This window comes from Lentilitoribacter sp. Alg239-R112 (assembly GCF_900537175.1).
GTDB lineage: Bacteria > Pseudomonadota > Alphaproteobacteria > Rhizobiales > Rhizobiaceae > Lentilitoribacter.
In genome coordinates, this window is the sequence record NZ_LS999833.1 from 1,318,023 (window position 1) to 1,337,234 (window position 19,212).

The 19,212-nt window shown below is 44.8% G+C and carries 15 protein-coding genes; 3 read left to right on the top strand and 12 right to left on the bottom strand.

Annotation, left to right across the window (positions count from 1 at the left end):
- Positions 1 to 10 precede the first annotated feature (10 nt).
- The 5 genes from G3W54_RS06815 to G3W54_RS06835 form a co-directional block, all read right to left on the bottom strand.
- Positions 11 to 844, bottom strand: a complete 834-nt coding sequence (locus G3W54_RS06815) for a ScpA family protein (RefSeq protein ID WP_162653597.1) — start codon at positions 842 to 844, stop codon at positions 11 to 13.
- A gap of 125 nt (positions 845 to 969) precedes the next feature.
- Complete coding sequence (nagZ, locus tag G3W54_RS06820) at positions 970 to 2,001, bottom strand: beta-N-acetylhexosaminidase (protein ID WP_162652340.1); 1,032 nt, start codon at positions 1,999 to 2,001, stop codon at positions 970 to 972.
- A 39-nt stretch (positions 2,002 to 2,040) separates the two neighbouring features.
- Entirely contained in the window at positions 2,041 to 4,212 is a 2,172-nt protein-coding gene (locus G3W54_RS06825) for an SPOR domain-containing protein (protein WP_162652341.1), read from the bottom strand.
- A 57-nt stretch (positions 4,213 to 4,269) separates the two neighbouring features.
- The gene (gene argS / locus G3W54_RS06830; protein WP_162652342.1) at positions 4,270 to 6,030 is read right to left on the bottom strand and encodes an arginine--tRNA ligase; all 1,761 of its coding nucleotides are present in this window, start codon (positions 6,028 to 6,030) and stop codon (positions 4,270 to 4,272) included.
- An 87-nt stretch (positions 6,031 to 6,117) separates the two neighbouring features.
- Complete coding sequence (locus G3W54_RS06835) at positions 6,118 to 7,311, bottom strand: deoxyguanosinetriphosphate triphosphohydrolase (RefSeq protein WP_162653598.1); 1,194 nt, start codon at positions 7,309 to 7,311, stop codon at positions 6,118 to 6,120.
- A gap of 151 nt (positions 7,312 to 7,462) precedes the next feature.
- On the opposite strand from G3W54_RS06835, the gene erpA reads away from it, so the two are divergent.
- Together erpA and xth are read left to right on the top strand one after the other, a co-directional pair.
- Entirely contained in the window at positions 7,463 to 7,798 is a 336-nt protein-coding gene (erpA, locus tag G3W54_RS06840) for an iron-sulfur cluster insertion protein ErpA (protein WP_162652343.1), read from the top strand.
- The gene (gene xth, locus G3W54_RS06845; protein ID WP_162652344.1) at positions 7,795 to 8,577 is read left to right on the top strand and encodes an exodeoxyribonuclease III; all 783 of its coding nucleotides are present in this window, start codon (positions 7,795 to 7,797) and stop codon (positions 8,575 to 8,577) included. The genes erpA and xth overlap by 4 nt, the downstream gene beginning before the upstream one ends.
- A 10-nt stretch (positions 8,578 to 8,587) precedes the next feature.
- Here xth and G3W54_RS06850 read toward each other — a convergent pair whose 3' ends face one another.
- From G3W54_RS06850 to G3W54_RS06880, 7 genes are all read right to left on the bottom strand, one after another.
- Entirely contained in the window at positions 8,588 to 9,400 is an 813-nt protein-coding gene (locus tag G3W54_RS06850; RefSeq protein WP_162652345.1) for a tetratricopeptide repeat protein, read from the bottom strand.
- A complete protein-coding gene (gene ilvD / locus G3W54_RS06855; protein ID WP_162652346.1) occupies positions 9,387 to 11,108 on the bottom strand; it encodes a dihydroxy-acid dehydratase in 1,722 nt (573 codons plus the stop codon). Before ilvD ends, G3W54_RS06850 begins: the two co-directional genes overlap by 14 nt.
- A 221-nt stretch (positions 11,109 to 11,329) precedes the next feature.
- Entirely contained in the window at positions 11,330 to 14,320 is a 2,991-nt protein-coding gene (locus G3W54_RS06860; RefSeq protein WP_162652347.1) for a valine--tRNA ligase, read from the bottom strand.
- 164 nt (positions 14,321 to 14,484) lie between these two features.
- Entirely contained in the window at positions 14,485 to 15,381 is an 897-nt protein-coding gene (locus G3W54_RS06865; RefSeq protein ID WP_162652348.1) for a DUF2497 domain-containing protein, read from the bottom strand.
- Positions 15,382 to 15,519: 138 nt separating this feature from the next.
- Positions 15,520 to 15,918, bottom strand: a complete 399-nt coding sequence (locus G3W54_RS06870) for a VOC family protein (protein WP_162652349.1) — start codon at positions 15,916 to 15,918, stop codon at positions 15,520 to 15,522.
- A gap of 9 nt (positions 15,919 to 15,927) precedes the next feature.
- Positions 15,928 to 17,271, bottom strand: a complete 1,344-nt coding sequence (locus G3W54_RS06875) for a TolC family outer membrane protein (protein ID WP_162652350.1) — start codon at positions 17,269 to 17,271, stop codon at positions 15,928 to 15,930.
- A 133-nt stretch (positions 17,272 to 17,404) separates the two neighbouring features.
- The gene (locus G3W54_RS06880) at positions 17,405 to 18,058 is read right to left on the bottom strand and encodes a protein-L-isoaspartate O-methyltransferase (protein ID WP_174244242.1); all 654 of its coding nucleotides are present in this window, start codon (positions 18,056 to 18,058) and stop codon (positions 17,405 to 17,407) included.
- Positions 18,059 to 18,597: 539 nt separating this feature from the next.
- Here G3W54_RS06880 and G3W54_RS06885 point away from each other — a divergent pair.
- Entirely contained in the window at positions 18,598 to 18,987 is a 390-nt protein-coding gene (locus G3W54_RS06885; RefSeq protein ID WP_162652352.1) for a helix-turn-helix transcriptional regulator, read from the top strand.
- The last annotated feature ends 225 nt before the right edge of the window (positions 18,988 to 19,212 follow it).

Consider the following 19,212-nt stretch of genomic DNA (forward strand, 5'->3'; position numbering starts at 1 on the left):
CCATCTTCATTCATTGACCTTCACTCCCATTCATCGCTAAGGTAGCATCCACCATTGTGCTTGTCTTCGATCTTGTTGAATTTCGCAAAAATATCGGTGCAAAAACACCATCTTGGCGAATATCGAAGTAGCCTTCACGAACCATTTCCAAGGAAGCTGCAAACGAGCTTGCCAGCGCAGTTTTTCGTTCTGTCTCATCCTCGTGCAGATATTTTATCAAAAAGCTATCAAGTGCCGTCCAATCGGCGATTTCACCCAACATACGCGATAAAATTCCACGCGCATCTTTAAGCGACCAGACCTTTCGGCGCTCAATCGTCACCTGAGAACGAGAGTTCCGCTGACGTTGTGAGGCGTATGCAGTCAACAAATCGTAAAGCGAGGCGGAAAAATCAGATGTCTTTTCAATCACGATCGGTTCTGGCATGCCGCGTGCGAATACATCTCGACCCAATCTGTTGCGATTAACTAGTCGCGTCGCAGCCTCACGCATCGCCTCAAGCCTCTTCAAGCGAAACGCCAATTGCTGGGCCATTTCCTCACCCGAAACTTCTTCTTCATCATTTTGACGCGGTATGAGAAGTTTGGATTTTAAGAATGCAAGCCAAGCTGCCATAACCAAATAATCCGCAGCAAGTTCTAAACGTAATTTGCGGGCATTTTCAACAAATTCAAGGTATTGCACAGCCAATTCAAGGACTGAAATTTTGGCAAGATCCACTTTTTGCGTACGCGCAAGATGGAGCAGCAAATCGAGCGGACCTTCAAAACCTTCCAAATCCAGGACGAGACTTTTATCACTAATGGCTCTATCCGGGTTAATTTCATCCCAGAGCTTCTCCATTGGAGCAGAGCGTTTATTCTGCTTAAGCATATTTGATGGGACCACCGCATCATCATGAGCGTTGGTATCAGCTGCTAAATCCAGTTTACTCTTGTCATCGTCTGCAGTCATTTGCCCTCGATCGATTACGAGGCGTTGATTCCAAACTCGCTAATCAAAGCCTCAAACTCCTGGCGAATATCTTGCTCATCAATGTCATCAGGTTCTGCTAAACTCGAAAGCACCGCCGCGGCTCTTGTGTGAGACGCACCTGACAAAATTGGAGTGTTGGAGGCTACCGTCTCCATCTCATCCATATCCCCACCACAGTGTAGTACAATATCACAACCGGCGGAAAATATTCTTGAGGTTCTTTGTGCGAAATCCCCAGAAAGTGCATTCATTGACACATCATCAGACATTAAAAGTCCATCAAATCCAATTTCCGAGCGAATAATATCATGAATAACGATCGCAGACGTTGTCGCAGGATTGCTTGTATCAATGTCAGAAAACACCACATGAGCCGACATAGCCATCAATTCTTCCGATAAAGCTTTAAACGGAATAAAATCGGAGGCAGATAAGTCTAAGTGGGGTGTTGTAACTATTGGCAATTCTTTATGTGTATCTGCCATTGCACGTCCATGCCCAGGCATGTGCTTTATAACAGGCAAAACGCCACCTGCTTTCAAGCCCTCGCAGGCTACACGACCCATTTTAACAACATCTTCCGCCCGTTTTGAATATGCTCTTGTCCCAATCACCTCATGACCATCTGGCGAGGGCACATCCAAAACCGGTAAACAGTTCACATTGATACCAAGCGACAACAAATCGAACGCATGTAAACGCGACATCAGCCAAACTGCATGGAGCCCGACATCTGCTTTTTTCTGATAAATTTCACCCAACTGAGAAGCTGAAGGGTAATTGGCTGCAATTGGAGGTCTTAGTCTTTGTACCCGACCACCCTCTTGATCAATCAATATGGGAGCCTGCGGATTATCAATAGCTGTTCGTAAGTCCTTGGTCAGTCGAAGGACCTGTTCGGCATTTTCAATATTTCGACTAAATAAAATAAAACCGAACGGGTTTTCTTCTTTAAAGAAAGCTCGTTCGGCCTCATTAAGTGAAAGGCCAGCACAGCCTAAGATCATTGCTTTTGATTCTCTCATAAAAAGAGAATACTGACACAAATGCCTACCTGCAATTATTTATCTTGTAACAAAGCAACTTCCGCCAGCGGACTTATATCGCGAGCAAAGCGAATTTGCCTCTGAACGTTCACCAACCTGAATGCGGACACGATGGAAAGTTCCCTTCCCGGCAATGTCTGCTTTTTGATATTCTACACCGCGACCACCAAGAACTGAATTGTAGCGCGTTACAAGGTTCTGATAACTTGATTGAGCAGCGGCAAGTGAAGGTTGCGATGCAATCTGCATATAATAACCAGAGAAATTTTCTACAGGTTGTGCAACAGGTTCTGTAACTGCTGGCTGCGTCGCTACAGACGTCTGTGTTTCAACTGTAACAGGCGCAGCAGATGCTGTTTCTCCGTTTGTTGAAGTGTCAGTTGTAGTTGACGTATCTGTATTGTCCACTTGTCCACTATTTGCAGATACCAACGGATCTACGACGGGAGTATCGTCTGCCACAGCCGCAACTTCCTGCTCAGCTGATGCAGCCGACAACGCGTCGGCAGATGCTTGGGAAACGGTGTTCTGATTACCAAATACCTGATCAGGTTGCGGTGTGTCCGCTTGCGCTTGTTGCGTTGGTGCTTCAGGAGCTGTTTCTTCACGAGTGATTATTGTTCCATCAGCCTGCACAACAACAGTACGAACTTTTTTAGGCACAATAAGGGGTTGAACAGTTCCATTTGCAGCGGAGAGATCTGTTTGTTCGCCAGAAACCAATCGATCTTCGATCTTTTCAACACTATCACGGCCTTCTAGCGGTAACAGATTAGGGTCAAGAGTTCGTTGAACGATATCAACTGGTTCCTCCGTTGATTCAACCAAACTAGGTTGACTTGCGACACTAGTATCATTGCCTTCTACTTGAGTATAAACCGCCTGATCCTGATTTGGCACATCTGTTCCACCGGGATCGGCAGGCTCCTCTTTAATGGGAGAATTATCAGCTTTAATCAGAACAGGCTCACTAGAGCCGCCATCTACAGATGACAAATTATTGTAAACAAAATAACCGCCCGCACCGAAAACCAAGAGCGCAAACATTCCAACCGCTGCAAATTTACCGGTGTTTGAATTATCTGCATTGGGTGTGCTTTGCAAATCTTGCCAATTGGCCTGGCTTTGAGATACGTCTATCCTTTCAGGTTGCATTAATACCGCCGGCGCAGCAGCATCCATAGAAACGTCGTCCGAATCTCCGGTTCGGTCTTCATTCACTGCACTCATATCAAAAAAGGAACTAAAGTCCTGAGTCGATTCTTGAGTGGATTCATTAGACGCTTCGGCACTAGAATTTTCAGCCGCCTCTTGCGGATTACTATCTTTGTACAATTGTGAGAATTCTTCTTCTAATTCAGAATCCAGATCCGCATCATAGGATGCTTCCTGCGCTACATTCACAACGGCTGGCTCGATAGAAGGCACGTCAAATTCTATTGTTTTCTCCACATCATCGTTCGCATCGATAACGGCAGACATATCTACCTCGCCAGCGTAAGATTCCTGTGTGACAGGCTCGGTAACCGACTGCGATACTGATGCATCAACAACGGTTTGAAACGTCTCTACTGATTGGGTAATTGGTTCCTCAATCTTCTGAGCATGCTCTGAGATGACCTCTTGTGCCTGATCAACGGGTTCATTAATCTGCAATCCATCTGAAAGTTGGTTCTGCAAGTTTGCCAATTCTTGTTCTAAATCATTCGCAAAATTGTCACCAACCGCTGGCATATTATCATCTGTCGGTACATTAACATTACTTATGATGTTTTCTTGAGGGTTCGGAACATTATATCGTGCCATTTCCGCCAGAACGTTATCTTGGTCGTTTTCTTGAACATTATCAGGCTGATAAATAGGCATCTCGACAGGCTCACGAGTAAACGTAGTTCTTTGCGGACGTACTTCAGGCACTTCCGGCTCTACTGGCGCTTGCTCTGGTGCGGAAAAGACTTCATCAGTGGTGGATGGTGCCTCGGATTCACTTTCTAATGCGTCTATGCCAAATTCACGCATCAACTCTGCTTCAAGATCTGACGCCATCGTATTTTCAGCTCTTGCGGGCTCGCCAAGCGGAGCAGGATTTTTATTATAACCCATCATGCGGGCCAATTCGTCGACAGGATTTTCGACCGTTTGGTCTGCTTCTTTTTCAGGTGTAATTCTTTGATTCAATTCATCGGTCATAATACTTCACTTCTCCTGGCAAATGTTCTGCCATGTCAATGTGGAGAAATATTGACACTAGCGCATTTCCAGTGGTGCTTCCGTACCTGTAATCGATAAACCAGACCGCAAGATAGAAGCAATTGCATAAACTAGGCCAAGTCTGGCCGCAGTTAATTCTGCACTTTCATGGTTAATAAACCGTAATTCTGGGCGTTCTTTTCCTAAATTCCAGTGAGAATGCAGCATACTAGCTAAATCATAAAGATAAAATACAACTTTATGTGGCTCATGCCCCAGTGCTGCACTCTCAATAACCCGAGGGTACTCAGCAAGTTTCGCAATCAAACGCAACTCAGTCTCATCCGTGAGCGTTGAAGCATCGATGTTTTTCAGCCTATCAATCGAAAAATCCTCTTCCGGGAATGCCTCAGCAGCCTGCCTAAACACAGAATGACAGCGAGCATGCGCATATTGGACGTAAAATACAGGGTTATCTTTTGATTGCTCGGTAACTTTAGCAAAATCAAAGTCCAATGGCTCGGAGCTTTTACGATAAAGCATCATAAAGCGTACAGAATCCGAACCCACTTCATCGACGACATCTCGAAGTGTAACAAAGTCGCCTGACCTTTTAGACATTTTGAACGGTTCGCCATTGCGATAAAGCTTGACCAACTGACACAATAGAACCGTTAAGTCAGTTTTACCGTCAGAAATACCATGGGCCAGCGCTTCCATACGCTTAACATACCCCCCATGATCTGCACCCAACACAAAGATTGTTTCTTCAAACTCTCGTTCAAATTTATTGACGAAATATGCGGTATCGGCTGCAAAATAAGTGTATGATCCGTCAGATTTGACCAATGGACGATCTAAATCATCTCCAAAATCGGTCGTTTTGAATAAAAGCTGCTCTCGATCTTCCCAGTCGTCCGGCAATTGCCCTTTTGGAGGTGGTAAGGTACCTTTATAGACAAGCCCCTTGCTCTCCAGCGTATCAATAGCCGCGCCAATGTATGCACCATTATTTTCATGCAGTTGCCGTTCTGAGAAAAATACATCATGTCGAATATTCAACGCAGCGAGATCATCTCTGATCATATCCATCATACCATCGATGGCACGAGGTTTGATGATTGCAAGTCGATCAGATTCACTCATATCTTTCAGTTTAGAGCCATATTCTTCAGCAAGCGCCTTTCCAAGTGGCACAAGATAGTCTCCAGGATAAAGACCTGCGGGAATTTCGCCAATATCATCGCCCAACGCTTCGCAATACCTTAGATAAACAGAATTTGCCAAAACATTGATCTGCACGCCGGCATCATTAATGTAATACTCTTTGGTGACATCATGTCCTGCATAGGCAAGAAGATTTGCAAGAGCATCACCCACAACCGCACCACGACAATGACCAACATGCATTGGACCTGTTGGATTTGCAGACACATACTCGACGTTAATTTTACGTGCCGGAGAAATTTGATCTCTCCCGTAATCTTCCCCTTGCTCAACCATCCGAACAACTTGCTTTTGCCAATAAGTTGCCGACAGGTTTAGGTTAATAAAGCCAGGACCAGCAACATTAACCGATGCTATATCTTCATCGCTTGATAGAGCATTGGAAATCTGAGTAGCTAATTCGCGCGGATTACTCTTCAAAGGCTTGGCAAGCATCATGGCAGCATTGGTCGAAATGTCGCCATGAGATGGATCACGTGGAGGCTCTACAGTCATACGTGCGAGATTGACTTCGCCATCAAAACCTTGAACAACTTCAAGAGACATAACGGCTTTTTTTATTTTGCTTTCAAAGTTTTTGAAGACATTCATAATTTAATCAGTTCCATCGGAATTTTAGTAAGACTTACTCATAGAGTGCTGAATTTCAGCGTTATGGGCTGCCTAAAGCATATTTCATTATTGGTCAAACAAACGTGCATGTTGATCAAGTGCAAAATTATCTGTCATGCCTGCTAGATAATCACCAACATGCCTCGCCTTTGCTTCCTCATTTAATCTATCAAGCCCATCGACCCAACGAGCACCAGACATAAGCGTTGGATCATTCATGAATGCTGAAAACAAATTTCTCACAACTTTGGAAACTTGCTCACGCTTCTCCAAGACACTTTCATGACGATAAACATTCGCAAATAGAAATTTTTTAAGTGATTTATCAATCAGTACCATTTCTTCATTAAATCCGACGATTGTCTCACCAGCTTTTCGCACATCGTCAACGCTTTGCGGTCGTATTCGCTTCAAATTTGATTGCGCAGTCAAAATAACATTTTCAACCATACGTGTGATTTGACGGCGCGTCATTTCATGCGTGAGACGCTCGTCATCAAGATGCGGATACTTATCTTTCACTTCTCTTATAAGATCAGCCAGAAATGGAACATCTTCCAACATATCATGAGTTAGCAAACCAGAGCGAAGCCCATCATCAATATCATGCGTGTTGTAGGCTATGTCATCGGCGATCGCTGCGGATTGAGCTTCTAAACTGGCATGGCTCCAGAGCCATAGATCATGAAGTTGATTATAATTACGAATGGCAAGCGGTATCTCTTCATCATTTTCTCGGTTTTTATCGCATAAAGGACCATTATGCTTGACTAATCCTTCAAGGCTTTCCCATGTTAGGTTAAGCCCATCAAACTCCGCATATCGTCGTTCTAATTTGGCAACGATTCGCAGTGACTGTGCATTATGATCAAAACCACCATATTGTTTTAGCAGCTCATTAAGCGCATCCTCACCCGTGTGACCGAAGGGTGTGTGACCAAAATCATGCACGAGCGCCACACCTTCGGCCAAATCCTCGTCCAACTTAAGTGCCCGCGCCAATGCACGTGCTATTTGCGATACTTCAATTGTATGGGTCAAACGGGTGCGATAATGATCACCTTCATGAGCAATAAATACTTGTGTCTTATGCTTCAAGCGCCGAAATGCGGTAGAATGAACAATACGATCACGATCACGCTGAAAAGGAGATCGCGTTAAACTTTCATCCTCAGGATAGAGGCGGCCTCGACTATTGTGCGCTTGTTCAGCATAAACCGCCCTCGCCCCGACTCCAAAGCCAAGTTCATCCCTATCAATTTTCGTCAAAATTGGCCTACTTTCAATTCACAACATCTTTTCACTTTGGCTACCATTGACGTTTGCCTAAGCTGCACATACCTATATAGCAGAAATATACAATAAATTAATGAGTTCTAAGCTTTGAATTTGAACAAAGTGAGGTGCAGATATGACCCAAGAAGCAAATGTAACCGTTTCTGATAACGCGTTTAATCGAATCGAGAAAATTCTCTCTGACCAAACTGACAAGTCCGCCTTGCGTGTTTCTGTCGAAGGCGGTGGCTGCTCTGGTTTTTCCTATAAATTTGATTTGGTTGATGGCCAAGGTGACGATGATCTTATTTTGGAAAAAGGCAATGCTCGCATTTTGATCGATAACCTATCTCTTGTCTATATGAGTGGATCAGAGATTGATTTTGTTGACGATCTTATGGGACAATCTTTTCAAATCAAAAACCCTAATGCAATTGCATCTTGCGGCTGCGGAACAAGTTTTTCCATATGAAAATTGTAACTTGGAACATTAACGGCATTAAAGCGCGTATCGAAAACTTGAAAATATGGTTGCAAGAATCCCAACCAGATATTGCATGCCTACAAGAGATCAAATCCGTTGATGAAAATTTCCCGCGTGAAGAGATCGAAGCACTTGGCTATCATGTCGAAACACATGGCCAAAAAGGGTTCAATGGCGTCGCACTCATCTCCAAGATAAGTCCTGACGAAGTTAATCGCGGCCTACCAGGTGATGACACAGATGAACAGGCCCGTTTTATCGAAGGCGTTTATGCGACTGATAAAGGCGTAATTCGCGTTGTATCTCTATACTTGCCCAACGGTAATCCTGTTGAAACCGAGAAATATCCATACAAGCTCAACTGGATGGCGCGACTTGAAACTTTTGCAGAAGAGCGCATGGCACTTGAAGAACCACTTGTGCTTGCAGGTGATTATAACATTATTCCTGAACCACACGATTGCAAGAATCCATCAGACTGGGAAGGCGATGCGGCTTTCAGGCCCGAATCTCACGAAGCATACCGCAAGTTCGTTAATCTCGGCTTCACGGATGCGTTGCGAAACGTCAATGACGAGGAAAAAACCTACACATTCTGGGATTATCAAGCTGGCGCATGGCAAAAAAACAACGGTATCCGCATCGATCACCTCATGCTCTCGCCTGAGGCTGCAAATATGTTAGCTTCTGTTGAAGTGGAAAAGCATGTCCGTGCTTGGGAAAAACCATCGGATCACGTGCCAGTAGCAGCGTATTTAAACGCTTAAACAAGTTCTTTTAGAACTTACCCTTATCGATCATATCTTGCGCAAGTAAGATAGCTGTTCTGCGATCCGCTTCATCGGCAAGAGAAAATGCTTGCTCCTGTAGGGTTTGGATCCACACTCTATCGTTAGGTGTCGCACGTTCATGGGCCGCCGTGATCAAAGCAAGTCCGTGGACCGACTTACCTTCTTCAAACAATATATTACCATAAACTGCCGCCGCAGCCGGGTGGCCACCCGCTCTGGCTCGATTAAGCCATTTTTTTGCCTGTCGTAAACTACGGCCACCACCCTTACCATCCAAAATCATCTGACCCAGACGATATTGGGCTTCGGGGAAGCCAAAAGCGGAAGCTGCTTGGAAATAAAATTGCTTTGCCGTTTTTGCATTAACTTTAACAGGGCTTCCGGGAATACCCCGCTCATAATAATTCGCCAAAGCCATCAAAGCATGAACAAAATATCCAACATCTTCTGAACCAGGCTCTACACCCTGACGAGCAATCTTCTCGTAGTTCTTGAAGGCCTCATAATCATCTTCTTGAACGCCATCACCGAAGGCATACATATTGGCCAATGCCCATCGAGCACCACGATGTCCTTTATCAGCGGCATATTGATAGGCTTCAATAGCGCGTTTTTTCTCACCGTTTTTATATGCTTTAAACCCAAATTTGAACAAATCCAGTGGACCTTGTTCTTCGCTCACTTCGTCCTTTTTCTTTGGGTCGAACGCGTAAGCATTCGACACCAAAGTAACTGACGATACTGCTATCGCCAGTTTCAAAAGTGCAACTTGAGCAAATTTAGATTTAGATATCCGCATAAGTATGTTTTTCTTTCGCTCCACCTGGGTGAGTAACAGCACCATCGACTGCAGGCCCCACAGTCTGTGCATATTTCCACAATGCACCTGCTGCGTAATCAGTCTCACGAGGCTTCCACTCTTTCCGTCTTTCTTCTAATTCTGCATCAGAAAGCTGAACATTTAGTGTACCTTCAACAGCATCAATTGCAATGATGTCACCATCCTTCAACAGGCCGATCGGACCGCCAACAGCGGCTTCTGGACCAACATGACCAATACAAAAGCCGCGTGTCGCACCAGAAAAACGACCATCCGTGATAAGCGCAACCTTGTCGCCCATACCCTGACCATACAGCGCAGCAGTGGTAGATAGCATCTCGCGCATACCCGGTCCGCCTTTTGGTCCTTCATAACGAATGACCAGAACTTCACCTTCTTTATAGTCCTTATTTGAAACTGCTTTGAAGCACTCTTCTTCAGAATCGAAACAACGCGCTGGACCTGAGAACTGCTGAACAGCCATACCTGCGACTTTTACAATCGCGCCGTCTTCGGCCAGATTACCTTTGAGACCAACAACACCACCCGTTTTTGTAAGAGGTTTATTGGCAGGATAAACAACGTCTTGTTTGTCGTTCCACTTCACACTTTCCATATTTTCCGCTATTGTGCGACCTGTGACTGTCATACAGTCGCCGTGGAGATAGTCGTGCTCAAGAAGCGTCTTCATCAGCAGTGGTATACCACCAGCTTCAAACATATCTTTTGCTACATATTTACCGCCCGGTTTTAGATCGGCAATATATGGCGTTTTCTTAAAAATTTCAGCCACATCAAACAAATCAAACTCAATACCAGCTTCATGCGCCATTGCAGGCAGGTGAAGAGCAGCATTTGTCGATCCACCAGAAGCAGCAACCACCGCAGCAGCATTTTCAAGCGACTTGCGTGTAATGATATCGCGTGGACGAATATTTTTCTCAATTAGCTCCATGACTTTTTCGCCAGCGGCAAAACTAAATTTATCACGGATTTCATAAGGCGCCGGCGCACCACATGAATATGGCAATGCCAAACCAATAGCTTCGGCCACTGTCGCCATCGTGTTCGCAGTAAATTGCGCACCACATGAACCCGCAGATGGACAAGCAACCTGCTCAATTTCAGCGAGATCCTCATCGCTCATATCACCAACAGAGTGCTTACCAACGGCTTCAAATACATCCTGAACAGTAATTTCCTGACCGCGGAATGAACCTGGGAGGATAGAGCCGCCATAAATGAAGACTGACGGAACATTCAAACGGATCATTGACATCATCATGCCGGGAAGAGACTTATCGCAACCAGCAAGACCAACAAGCGCATCATAACAGTGGCCACGCATTGTTAGTTCCACAGAATCGGCAATCACTTCGCGTGAAGCTAGCGAGGATTTCATGCCTTGATGCCCCATAGCAATACCGTCTGTCACTGTAATTGTGCAGAATTCGCGCGGCGTCCCCTTACCCGCAGCAACACCTTTTTTAACAACTTGAGCTTGACGCATCAGCGAAATGTTACAAGGCGCAGCTTCATTCCAGCAGGATGCAACACCAACAAGTGGTTGCGCAATTTCCTCGGTCGAAAGACCCATCGCATATAAATATGAACGATGTGGCGCTTTAGCTGGTCCAACTGTTGTATGGCGACTTGGTAATTTCGATTTATCAAATTTAGATGTCATTTATGTCCTCAATCAAACTTCTTCCAACATGCAAAAGAAGCCAAGCATAGATCTGGGCTTCATTTGTGGCCGGAAATAGGCAAAGCGCTCTGTCGCGCCCATGAAAATAGATTCCCCAATATGATGTTGCGATATTGCAACACCAAAACCTCACAAACCTTTAAACAGCAATGCCAATGATTTGACAATATGCAGCATCAGATTTCTTCAACAAGCTTCTTCTAACCAGCATCTAGAACGCGCTGAAGTGCTTCATTCAACTTGGCTATCTTACCTTCAAGTTCCGCAAGACGGGCATGCTCAGCCTCGACCACATCCGGGCGCGCATTTGCAATAAACCTTTCATTGCCAAGCTTATTTTTAACCTTGCCCAAATCCACGTCAACTTTGCCAATTGCCTTTTCCAAGCGAGCTTTTTCGACATCAAGGTCAAGCAGTGCACCAAGAGGTAGACTATAAGTTACTTCCGCAACCACAATCTGCGCGGAACCTTTTGGAGTTTGACCATCTACCTGAATATTTTCTACTCGCGCAAGCTGACGAATGGCAGGTTCATGGCGTAACAGCTTCTCGCGTGTTGCATCATCAAATTCAGCAACATGCAGCGGCGCCTTCGATGATGGTGGTACATTCATTTCAGATCGAACAGAACGCAGACCCGACACAAGATCAATCAACCAATTGATTTCTGCCGCAGCAATATCATCACTTAGTTCAGGTATCGGCCACTCAGCATGACAAAGCAAACCGGATGAGGCTTGCCCAGCTTCTGAAACAGACCAAAGCTCTTCCGTCATGTAAGGCATAAACGGATGCAGAAGACGATAAATAGAGTTCAAAACATAAGCAACGCACGCACGAGCCTCAGCCTTTGCATCTTCGTCATCACCCTGGAAAACAGGTTTTAAAAGCTCAAGATACCAATCACAAACAAGGTTCCAAGTAAACTTATAGATCGCACTGGCTGCATCATTAAAGCGATAAGCCTCAATCTGTTTGGTCACCTCAGCAACTGTGCCGGAAAGCTCAGTTAGAACCCACCGGTTAACCTGCAACTTTGCACTTTCAGGCCTAAAGGAGGCATCAAGTTCTGCACCATTCATTTCGGCAAATCGTGTTGCATTCCATAGTTTAGTACCGAAATTGCGATAACCTTCAATACGTTGAGGATCGAGTTTTACATCCCTACCCTGAGCCGCCATAATCGCAAGCGTGAAACGCAAGGAATCGGCACCGTACTCATCAATCAGGTCTAAAGGGTCAATAACATTGCCTTTTGACTTTGACATCTTTGCGCCATGCTTATCACGAACAAGCGCATGGACGTAAACCGTATGGAATGGCTCAATGGGCGTACCATCTTCATCTTTCATGAAATGAAGACCAGCCATCATCATCCGTGCCACCCAGAAGAAGATGATATCAAAGCCCGTGACAAGCACATCGGTTTGATAATATTTTTTTACTTCCTCGGTATCAACAGGCCAACCTAATGTTGAGAATGGCCAAAGTGCAGAGGAGAACCATGTATCGAGAACATCTTCATCACGCACAAGTGTGATGCCGTTCACACTATCATTGGAAAATTCATACCCAATAAGCTCACCGAACGCGACATTAATAGATTCGCCATAAATATCTTTCGCCTGTTGGACAATGTCAGCTTCATCTTTGCCAACAAAAACTTCACTAGGAAAATCCTTAGTTTCATCATAGCCTTGCTGGCCAAAGAGAGCGACGCGCCGTCGATTTGGCCCGTACCATGCAGGAATTTGATGTCCCCACCAAAGTTGGCGAGAAATACACCATGGCTGGATATTTTCCATCCAGTTAAAATATGTATTCTCCCAAGTCTTTGGAACGAAGTTCGTGCGGCCTTCTTTAACCGATGCCAAAGCTGGTTTTGCGAGCGTCTCCGCATCAGCAAACCATTGGTCAGTGAGCATAGGCTCAATAACCACACCAGAACGATCACCGAAAGGCTGCATCATTTTGTTGTTTTCAACGAGCGGGATCGCATTGCCCTCCTCGTCTTTTGCCATAACAGCAAGACCTTCCGAGGTTACATCCGCGACAACCCGTTTACGAGCTTCCAAGCGATCCAAACCACGATATTCATCCGGCACCAGATTAATGCTGTCCACATAGTTCTCGTCAGGTTTGCCACTTGCTTTGACAAGCGCCATTGCTTTGGCTGATTCCTCAGCATATGGCGCGCCATCTGCCCGCATGCCAGCTGTTACATCCATCAATCGATAAAGTGGAATATCATTACGCTTTGCAACTTGATAATCGTTAAAATCATGGGCACCGGTAATCTTAACAGCACCAGAACCAAAGTCCTTATCAGGATATTCATCGATAATAATTGGAATGAGGCGACGGTGTTTTTTTGGACCAACAGGTATTTCGCATAGTTTTCCGACAATGGGCGCATAACGCTCATCAGATGGATGAACAGCCACCGCACCATCACCCAACATTGTTTCGGGACGTGTTGTTGCGATCGAAATATAATCACGTGTTTCGCGAAGCGTTACATTCCCATCCTCATCTTTTTCAACATATTCATATGTTGCGCCATCTGCGAGTGGATATTTGAAATGCCACATATGGCCGTCGACTTCGATATTCTCGACCTCAAGGTCAGAAATCGCGGTCTCAAATTTTGGATCCCAGTTTACCAGCCGCTTGCCGCGGTAAATCAGACCTTCATTGTAAAGTGTGACGAAGACCTCTAGAACTGCTTTGGAAAGCCCCTCATCCATTGTGAACCGTTCGCGCGACCAATCGCACGACGCACCAAGACGCTTAAGTTGGTTGAAGATCGTACCACCGGACTCTTCTTTCCATTCCCAAACTTTTTGAATGAACTTTTCACGACCCATTTGACGACGCGTTTCATTGGCACCACTTTCTGCCAGTTTTCGCTCGACAACCATTTGTGTTGCAATACCTGCATGATCCATACCCGGTTGCCACAAAACATCTTTGCCGCGCATTCGCTCAAAACGAACAAGAATATCCTGCAAAGTATTATTAAGCGCGTGCCCCATATGCAACGAGCCTGTCACATTTGGTGGCGGTATCACGATGCAGTAAGGTTCGGCACCCTCTTTTGCGCCAGCGCCCGCTTTAAACGCGTTCGCCTCATCCCAGGTTTTTGCAATTTTCGGCTCTACTGAGGCCGCATCATAGTTTTTCTCAAGCATATTTCTCGCCAACAATGGAGATTTGAATAATCCTATGTCGTAAATCTCAACGAGACTAAGAAGTCAACATAAGGAGGAGGAAACGGAGAATAATTCTTAAACCCCTAAATAAAAAGGCCGCCTCAGGCGACCTCAATTAAAATTAGTGCCTTCGAGAGCGAATACTATCCGCCACGCGCCACGCGCTCAATTTCTTCACGCACCAGTCTTTCAACCAAACTTGGCAGGTTATCATCCAACCAATCCTGAAGCATCGGACGAAGCATTTCAGTTGTCATAGTTTCAAGGTTTTTGTCTGCGACATCTTCTAAGGACTGCTCCAATGCAGCGAATGAAGCTGCGACTTTCGCGCCAGAATCGGTAGAAAGCAGCGCCGGAGCATTGTTCAATGGCTCATCTGGAGAAGCTTTGTCCTCAGATGTAGATGTATTTAGCTCTCCCTCCAACGCAGCAACAACATGCTCAACCCCCGCTTCTTGCGCCGAAGCTACAACTTGCGCAGCTAGTGATGGTGAGGATTCAGGCTCCATTTTTTGCTCTGATGTCGCTGTTGGTTCTGGCGATACAGGAGCTTCAACTGCCGCCTCTGTTGATGCAACCATCTCCCGTTCGGTAGACGCAGGCGCCTCTACCGGGGTAACCGGATCCTGCTCTTCTGGACTTGCCACCTCTGGGGCTTGAACGGCAGCTTGCGGTGCTCGTGCAGGCGCGTCAGTAAGCTCTCCACGTTCAGAATGAGCTTCAGCACCTACACTCGCAGATACCGCCGCTTCTGATTTTGAAACATCACTTTGTGTTGGTGAAGCTGGTTTCGCAGGTTCGCCCGGTTTTTCTACTGGGCTAACGACCAACTTTTTCTCAGGTTTTACTTCGGTATTCTGTGACTGAGGTGCTTGTTCACCAGCAGCGGCCTCGGTTTGCGTTTGAGCTACCGCCTGTTGCACCAACTGTTGCTCAGAGTTACCGCCATCTTTTTCCTCATTACTCTGAATGATTTTACGGATGGAAGAAAGAATGTCTTCCATCGACGGTTCGTCACGATTACCTGAAGTCTGAGCCATTTAAGTCACCTAAAAATACATGAAAACAAGATGAATATTACGAATCACATTAAATCAAATTGAATGTATCTAATATCGCATGCATGAAACATTATTAAGTCATGCACAACTTTTACTTAGATATTACAATCCTGTAGTTCAAATATGCTCAAGAAGATCCCACTTATTTCCAAAGGGATCAGCAAAAACGACAACATGTCCGTACGGCTCGGCACGCGGCTCTTCCAAAAAGCAAACTCCCTTTTCCTTCAACGTCTGATAATCTTTATGAAAATCATTGGTTCTCAAAAAGAAAGCGACACGACCACCTGTTTGATTGCCAATACTTGCCCTTTGCTCTTCACCATCTGCTTTGGCAAGTAAAAGTGATGCAGCATGTTGCGATTCGGGGAAATCAGGCTGGACGACAACCCATCGTTTTTCCGCAGAAAGAACGGTATCCTCAATCAGACTAAAACCCAAAACATCGACATAAAACGCAATTGCTTTATCGTAATCATCAACAACCAAGGTTAATGCGGAAATAAACTGAGCCATACAACGAGACTAATTGTCAGTCGTTCTCAGACCAAACCACTTATCTTTAACAGCTTGATAGTGTCGATCCGGATTATAGCGGCTAACGCGCAGTTTCAAATAATCAACTGTCAACAAACCCATTGCAGCCAGAGTTGAGTAACTGGAAACAACTGCATTGCGCCTATTTTGCACAATGCTTTCTTGAGCTCGCAAAACACTCTGCTGAGCATTTAAAACATCAAGCGTTGTCCGCTGACCGACTTTACGCTCTTCCACAACGCCATTAAGTGCCAATCGTGCGGCCTTTAACTCAGCTTGATTAGCGGCAAGTGTCGCCACGGCAGATTCATAGGAAACCCAGCTCGCAACAATCGATTGTTCAACAGATCTGCGCGTTGATTCTACTTGTGCTTTTCTCTGTGCAAGTGTTTGTTTAGATTGGCGAATTTTAGCATAATTCGCACCACCAGAATAAATGGGAACCGAAACTGTACCACGCACGGATTTCGTAGTAGATCGGCCTCGAACACTATCATCGACCCCAGTCAGCGTTCCTGTCACGCTAACTCCTGGGAGAAGAGCGGCTTTATTGGCATTAATCTGAAACTCCGCTGCATCAACATTATATTGCGCGGCAGATACCGATGGGTGAGAACTAAGCCCTCGTGAGACTGCAGCTTCAAGCGAGCGAGGCAATAAACGAGCTATTGTTTTCGGTTGTGAAATTTTTGATGGCGCGCTTCCAATGATTTGCACATACACCGCAGATGCCGATTTGGCTTGAGCAATAGCGCCTGTTAGTTGTGCTTTTGCAGACGCCAATTGAGCTCGTGCTTGACTTACGTCAGTACGTGTTCCCTCACCTACATTTAAGCGAGACGTCGCTGCATTTAGTTGCTCTTGCAAAAAACGAATATTTTTACGACGAATGGAAACAATCTGATTATCTCGCGCTAAATTTGCATAAGCTTGAGCGGCGGATTGCAATATAGAAATTTCCGTTGAACGGAGATTTTCGCGCCCTGCAAATACGCCAGCTTCAGCAACCCTAACATTGTTCTTCGTGGCAAATCCATCAAAAAGCTTTTGCGTAATAGAGATCGTTCCAGTCGCATTGCGAATAGTTTGGCCATTCGAATCGGTATAAGTTCCATCAAGCGAGCCGTTGATTACAGGTCGATATCCAGACTTTGCAATTGCGACACCCTCATCCGTTGCACGCAAACCAGCCCGCGCCACTGCTAAATCTGGATTATTGTCGTATGCACGAGACATTGCGCCAATAATAGATTCGGCATGTCCAACACCAACAGGCATAAGAAATGTAGCAACTAATGCTAATCGAAGATACTTTTTGATATGAAATGACATTTATTAACTCGCCAGAAAACACGCTTTACTAACAATGAGCCTAAAACACAGCATGCGCAATATTGAAATTAAGATATAGCGTCAGTTCTGGACAGGAGTTGCCATAGCGCAACAGATAAATTCCATTTCAGAACTAAAAAACAAATTCAGCTGCTTTTTCAAAACCCGGCAAAGCAGGTATTGAAATATTAAACAGTTTTCGTGAGGAAATCTGATTGTTTTCCTTCACATATAAAAGCGCCTGCGCTGCTCCACCAGATCCGATAACCGTAATCATCCGACCACCTTCGGCCATTTGAGTAAACAGTTGCACAGGCTCAACACCCAAAGCTCCATTTACAAAGATCAGATCATAAGGCGCATTTGACTTATGTCCGGCAGCCAAATCGCCGGAAACAACAGACACATTATTATAGCCACCAGCAGTGAGGTTATCTTTCGCCTGCATCACCAAATCAGAATCAACTTCCAAAGCAATAACCTCATCTGCAAGATGAGATAACACAGCAGAGACATACCCGGAACCAGCGCCAACTTCTAACACTTTTTCACTTGCTCGAACTTCGGCAGCTTGAATAAGCTTTGCCAATGGTGAGGGCTCAAGAACATACCGCCCTTCTGTAGAAAGTTCGATATCTGCATCAATATATGCAAGTACTTTCTTATCTTCCGGTACGAAGTCTTCTCGAGGAACACTTAATAAAGCATCCAGCAACCGATGTTCTGTCACATCTGTTGTTCGAACCTGATTATCAACCATCTGTTGGCGAATTGCTGCAAAATCAATATCCATGTAGATTCTCCGAGACACTATTTTGCACTCGTAATACTTTGCATACTCGCACGTTTCAAGAGAGCAAATGCACACATGGCAAAGCTTTTAATCTTGATCACAAGATTATGATGATAAAATCGCATTTTCATTAGTTACAATTTAACGACTCCTTACAATATATTCCATACCACATCGCAGCCACAAATATGAAAGTACACAAGCTCATCGCCAACCTTCACATTCCAAGGATATCCGGTGTTCGGTGTTTCATTACTCATTCTGCAGGCTTCTGAATGGAGGGCATATTCGCTAATTTAATCAATGCATGCCAAACTGATGAATTAGTTTTGGGCACCTCCTCCGGCTCTCATCTGGAATAGTCAGATAATGGCTACCAATCTCTGTTGCTAACTTGCGTTGAGACCAATTCCGTGATTTTCTAAATGTTCGGATGTCAATTTCATGTGTCATGTCCAGTATATATATTTGAATAATAAATATATACTTTTGTGTACTTTTTATTCATATAGGATACAAAGGGAGATTCTAATGTGACGCTACTTGCTGATAGATTAATCGATGCGCGTAAAGAAGCCGGCTTCAAAACAGCTCGAGCGGCGGCAGACGCGTTGTCAATTGGATACTCTACATATGCGTCACACGAAAATGGATCTCGGAAGCCAAAAGCGGAAGAAATTGCACAATACGCTCGTAGGTTTAGCGTATCCTTAGAATGGCTTCTTCACGGCAAGAATACTGGCAAAGAAACTATAGTCAAAAATGACTATGTTCCTATACTCGAAATTGATATTTTGATGCTATCGATCGAAGCTCATAGAAACGAACTGCAAGAAAGAGATTTGCAACTTGATATAGAGAATGAAGCTAAAAATATTGCATATCATTATTCTAAAATAGCAGATCAAAAGTTGAAATCATGAAGAAAATACCCTAAATTTAGTGTATAGACAAATTGCAATATATCTGCTTACATTGCGCCTATGGGTGGACAATGAGTAAAGCACAACTCCAGATTACAGGACGATATAGAACGCAGCAAGAGCGGTTAAACACGCTATTAGCTGACATCGCTTGCTATGGGTTAGAAAATTTGTTGATTATGGTAATGCGGACAAAGTTCAGGGAGTATGAAATTTACAATTACT

Excerpts from the sequence above, each read along its gene's own strand:
- G3W54_RS06815 (WP_162653597.1), bottom strand. The coding sequence starts at position 844 with ATGGAGAAGCTCTGGGATGAAATTAACCCGGATAGAGCCATTAGTGAT.
- nagZ (WP_162652340.1), bottom strand. The coding sequence starts at position 2,001 with ATGAGAGAATCAAAAGCAATGATCTTAGGCTGTGCTGGCCTTTCACTT.
- G3W54_RS06825 (WP_162652341.1), bottom strand. The coding sequence starts at position 4,212 with ATGACCGATGAATTGAATCAAAGAATTACACCTGAAAAAGAAGCAGAC.
- argS (WP_162652342.1), bottom strand. The coding sequence starts at position 6,030 with ATGAATGTCTTCAAAAACTTTGAAAGCAAAATAAAAAAAGCCGTTATG.
- erpA (WP_162652343.1), top strand. The coding sequence starts at position 7,463 with ATGACCCAAGAAGCAAATGTAACCGTTTCTGATAACGCGTTTAATCGA.
- xth (WP_162652344.1), top strand. The coding sequence starts at position 7,795 with ATGAAAATTGTAACTTGGAACATTAACGGCATTAAAGCGCGTATCGAA.
- G3W54_RS06850 (WP_162652345.1), bottom strand. The coding sequence starts at position 9,400 with ATGCGGATATCTAAATCTAAATTTGCTCAAGTTGCACTTTTGAAACTG.
- ilvD (WP_162652346.1), bottom strand. The coding sequence starts at position 11,108 with ATGACATCTAAATTTGATAAATCGAAATTACCAAGTCGCCATACAACA.
- G3W54_RS06860 (WP_162652347.1), bottom strand. The coding sequence starts at position 14,320 with ATGCTTGAGAAAAACTATGATGCGGCCTCAGTAGAGCCGAAAATTGCA.
- G3W54_RS06865 (WP_162652348.1), bottom strand. The coding sequence starts at position 15,381 with ATGGCTCAGACTTCAGGTAATCGTGACGAACCGTCGATGGAAGACATT.
- G3W54_RS06870 (WP_162652349.1), bottom strand. The coding sequence starts at position 15,918 with ATGGCTCAGTTTATTTCCGCATTAACCTTGGTTGTTGATGATTACGAT.
- G3W54_RS06875 (WP_162652350.1), bottom strand. The coding sequence starts at position 17,271 with ATGTCATTTCATATCAAAAAGTATCTTCGATTAGCATTAGTTGCTACA.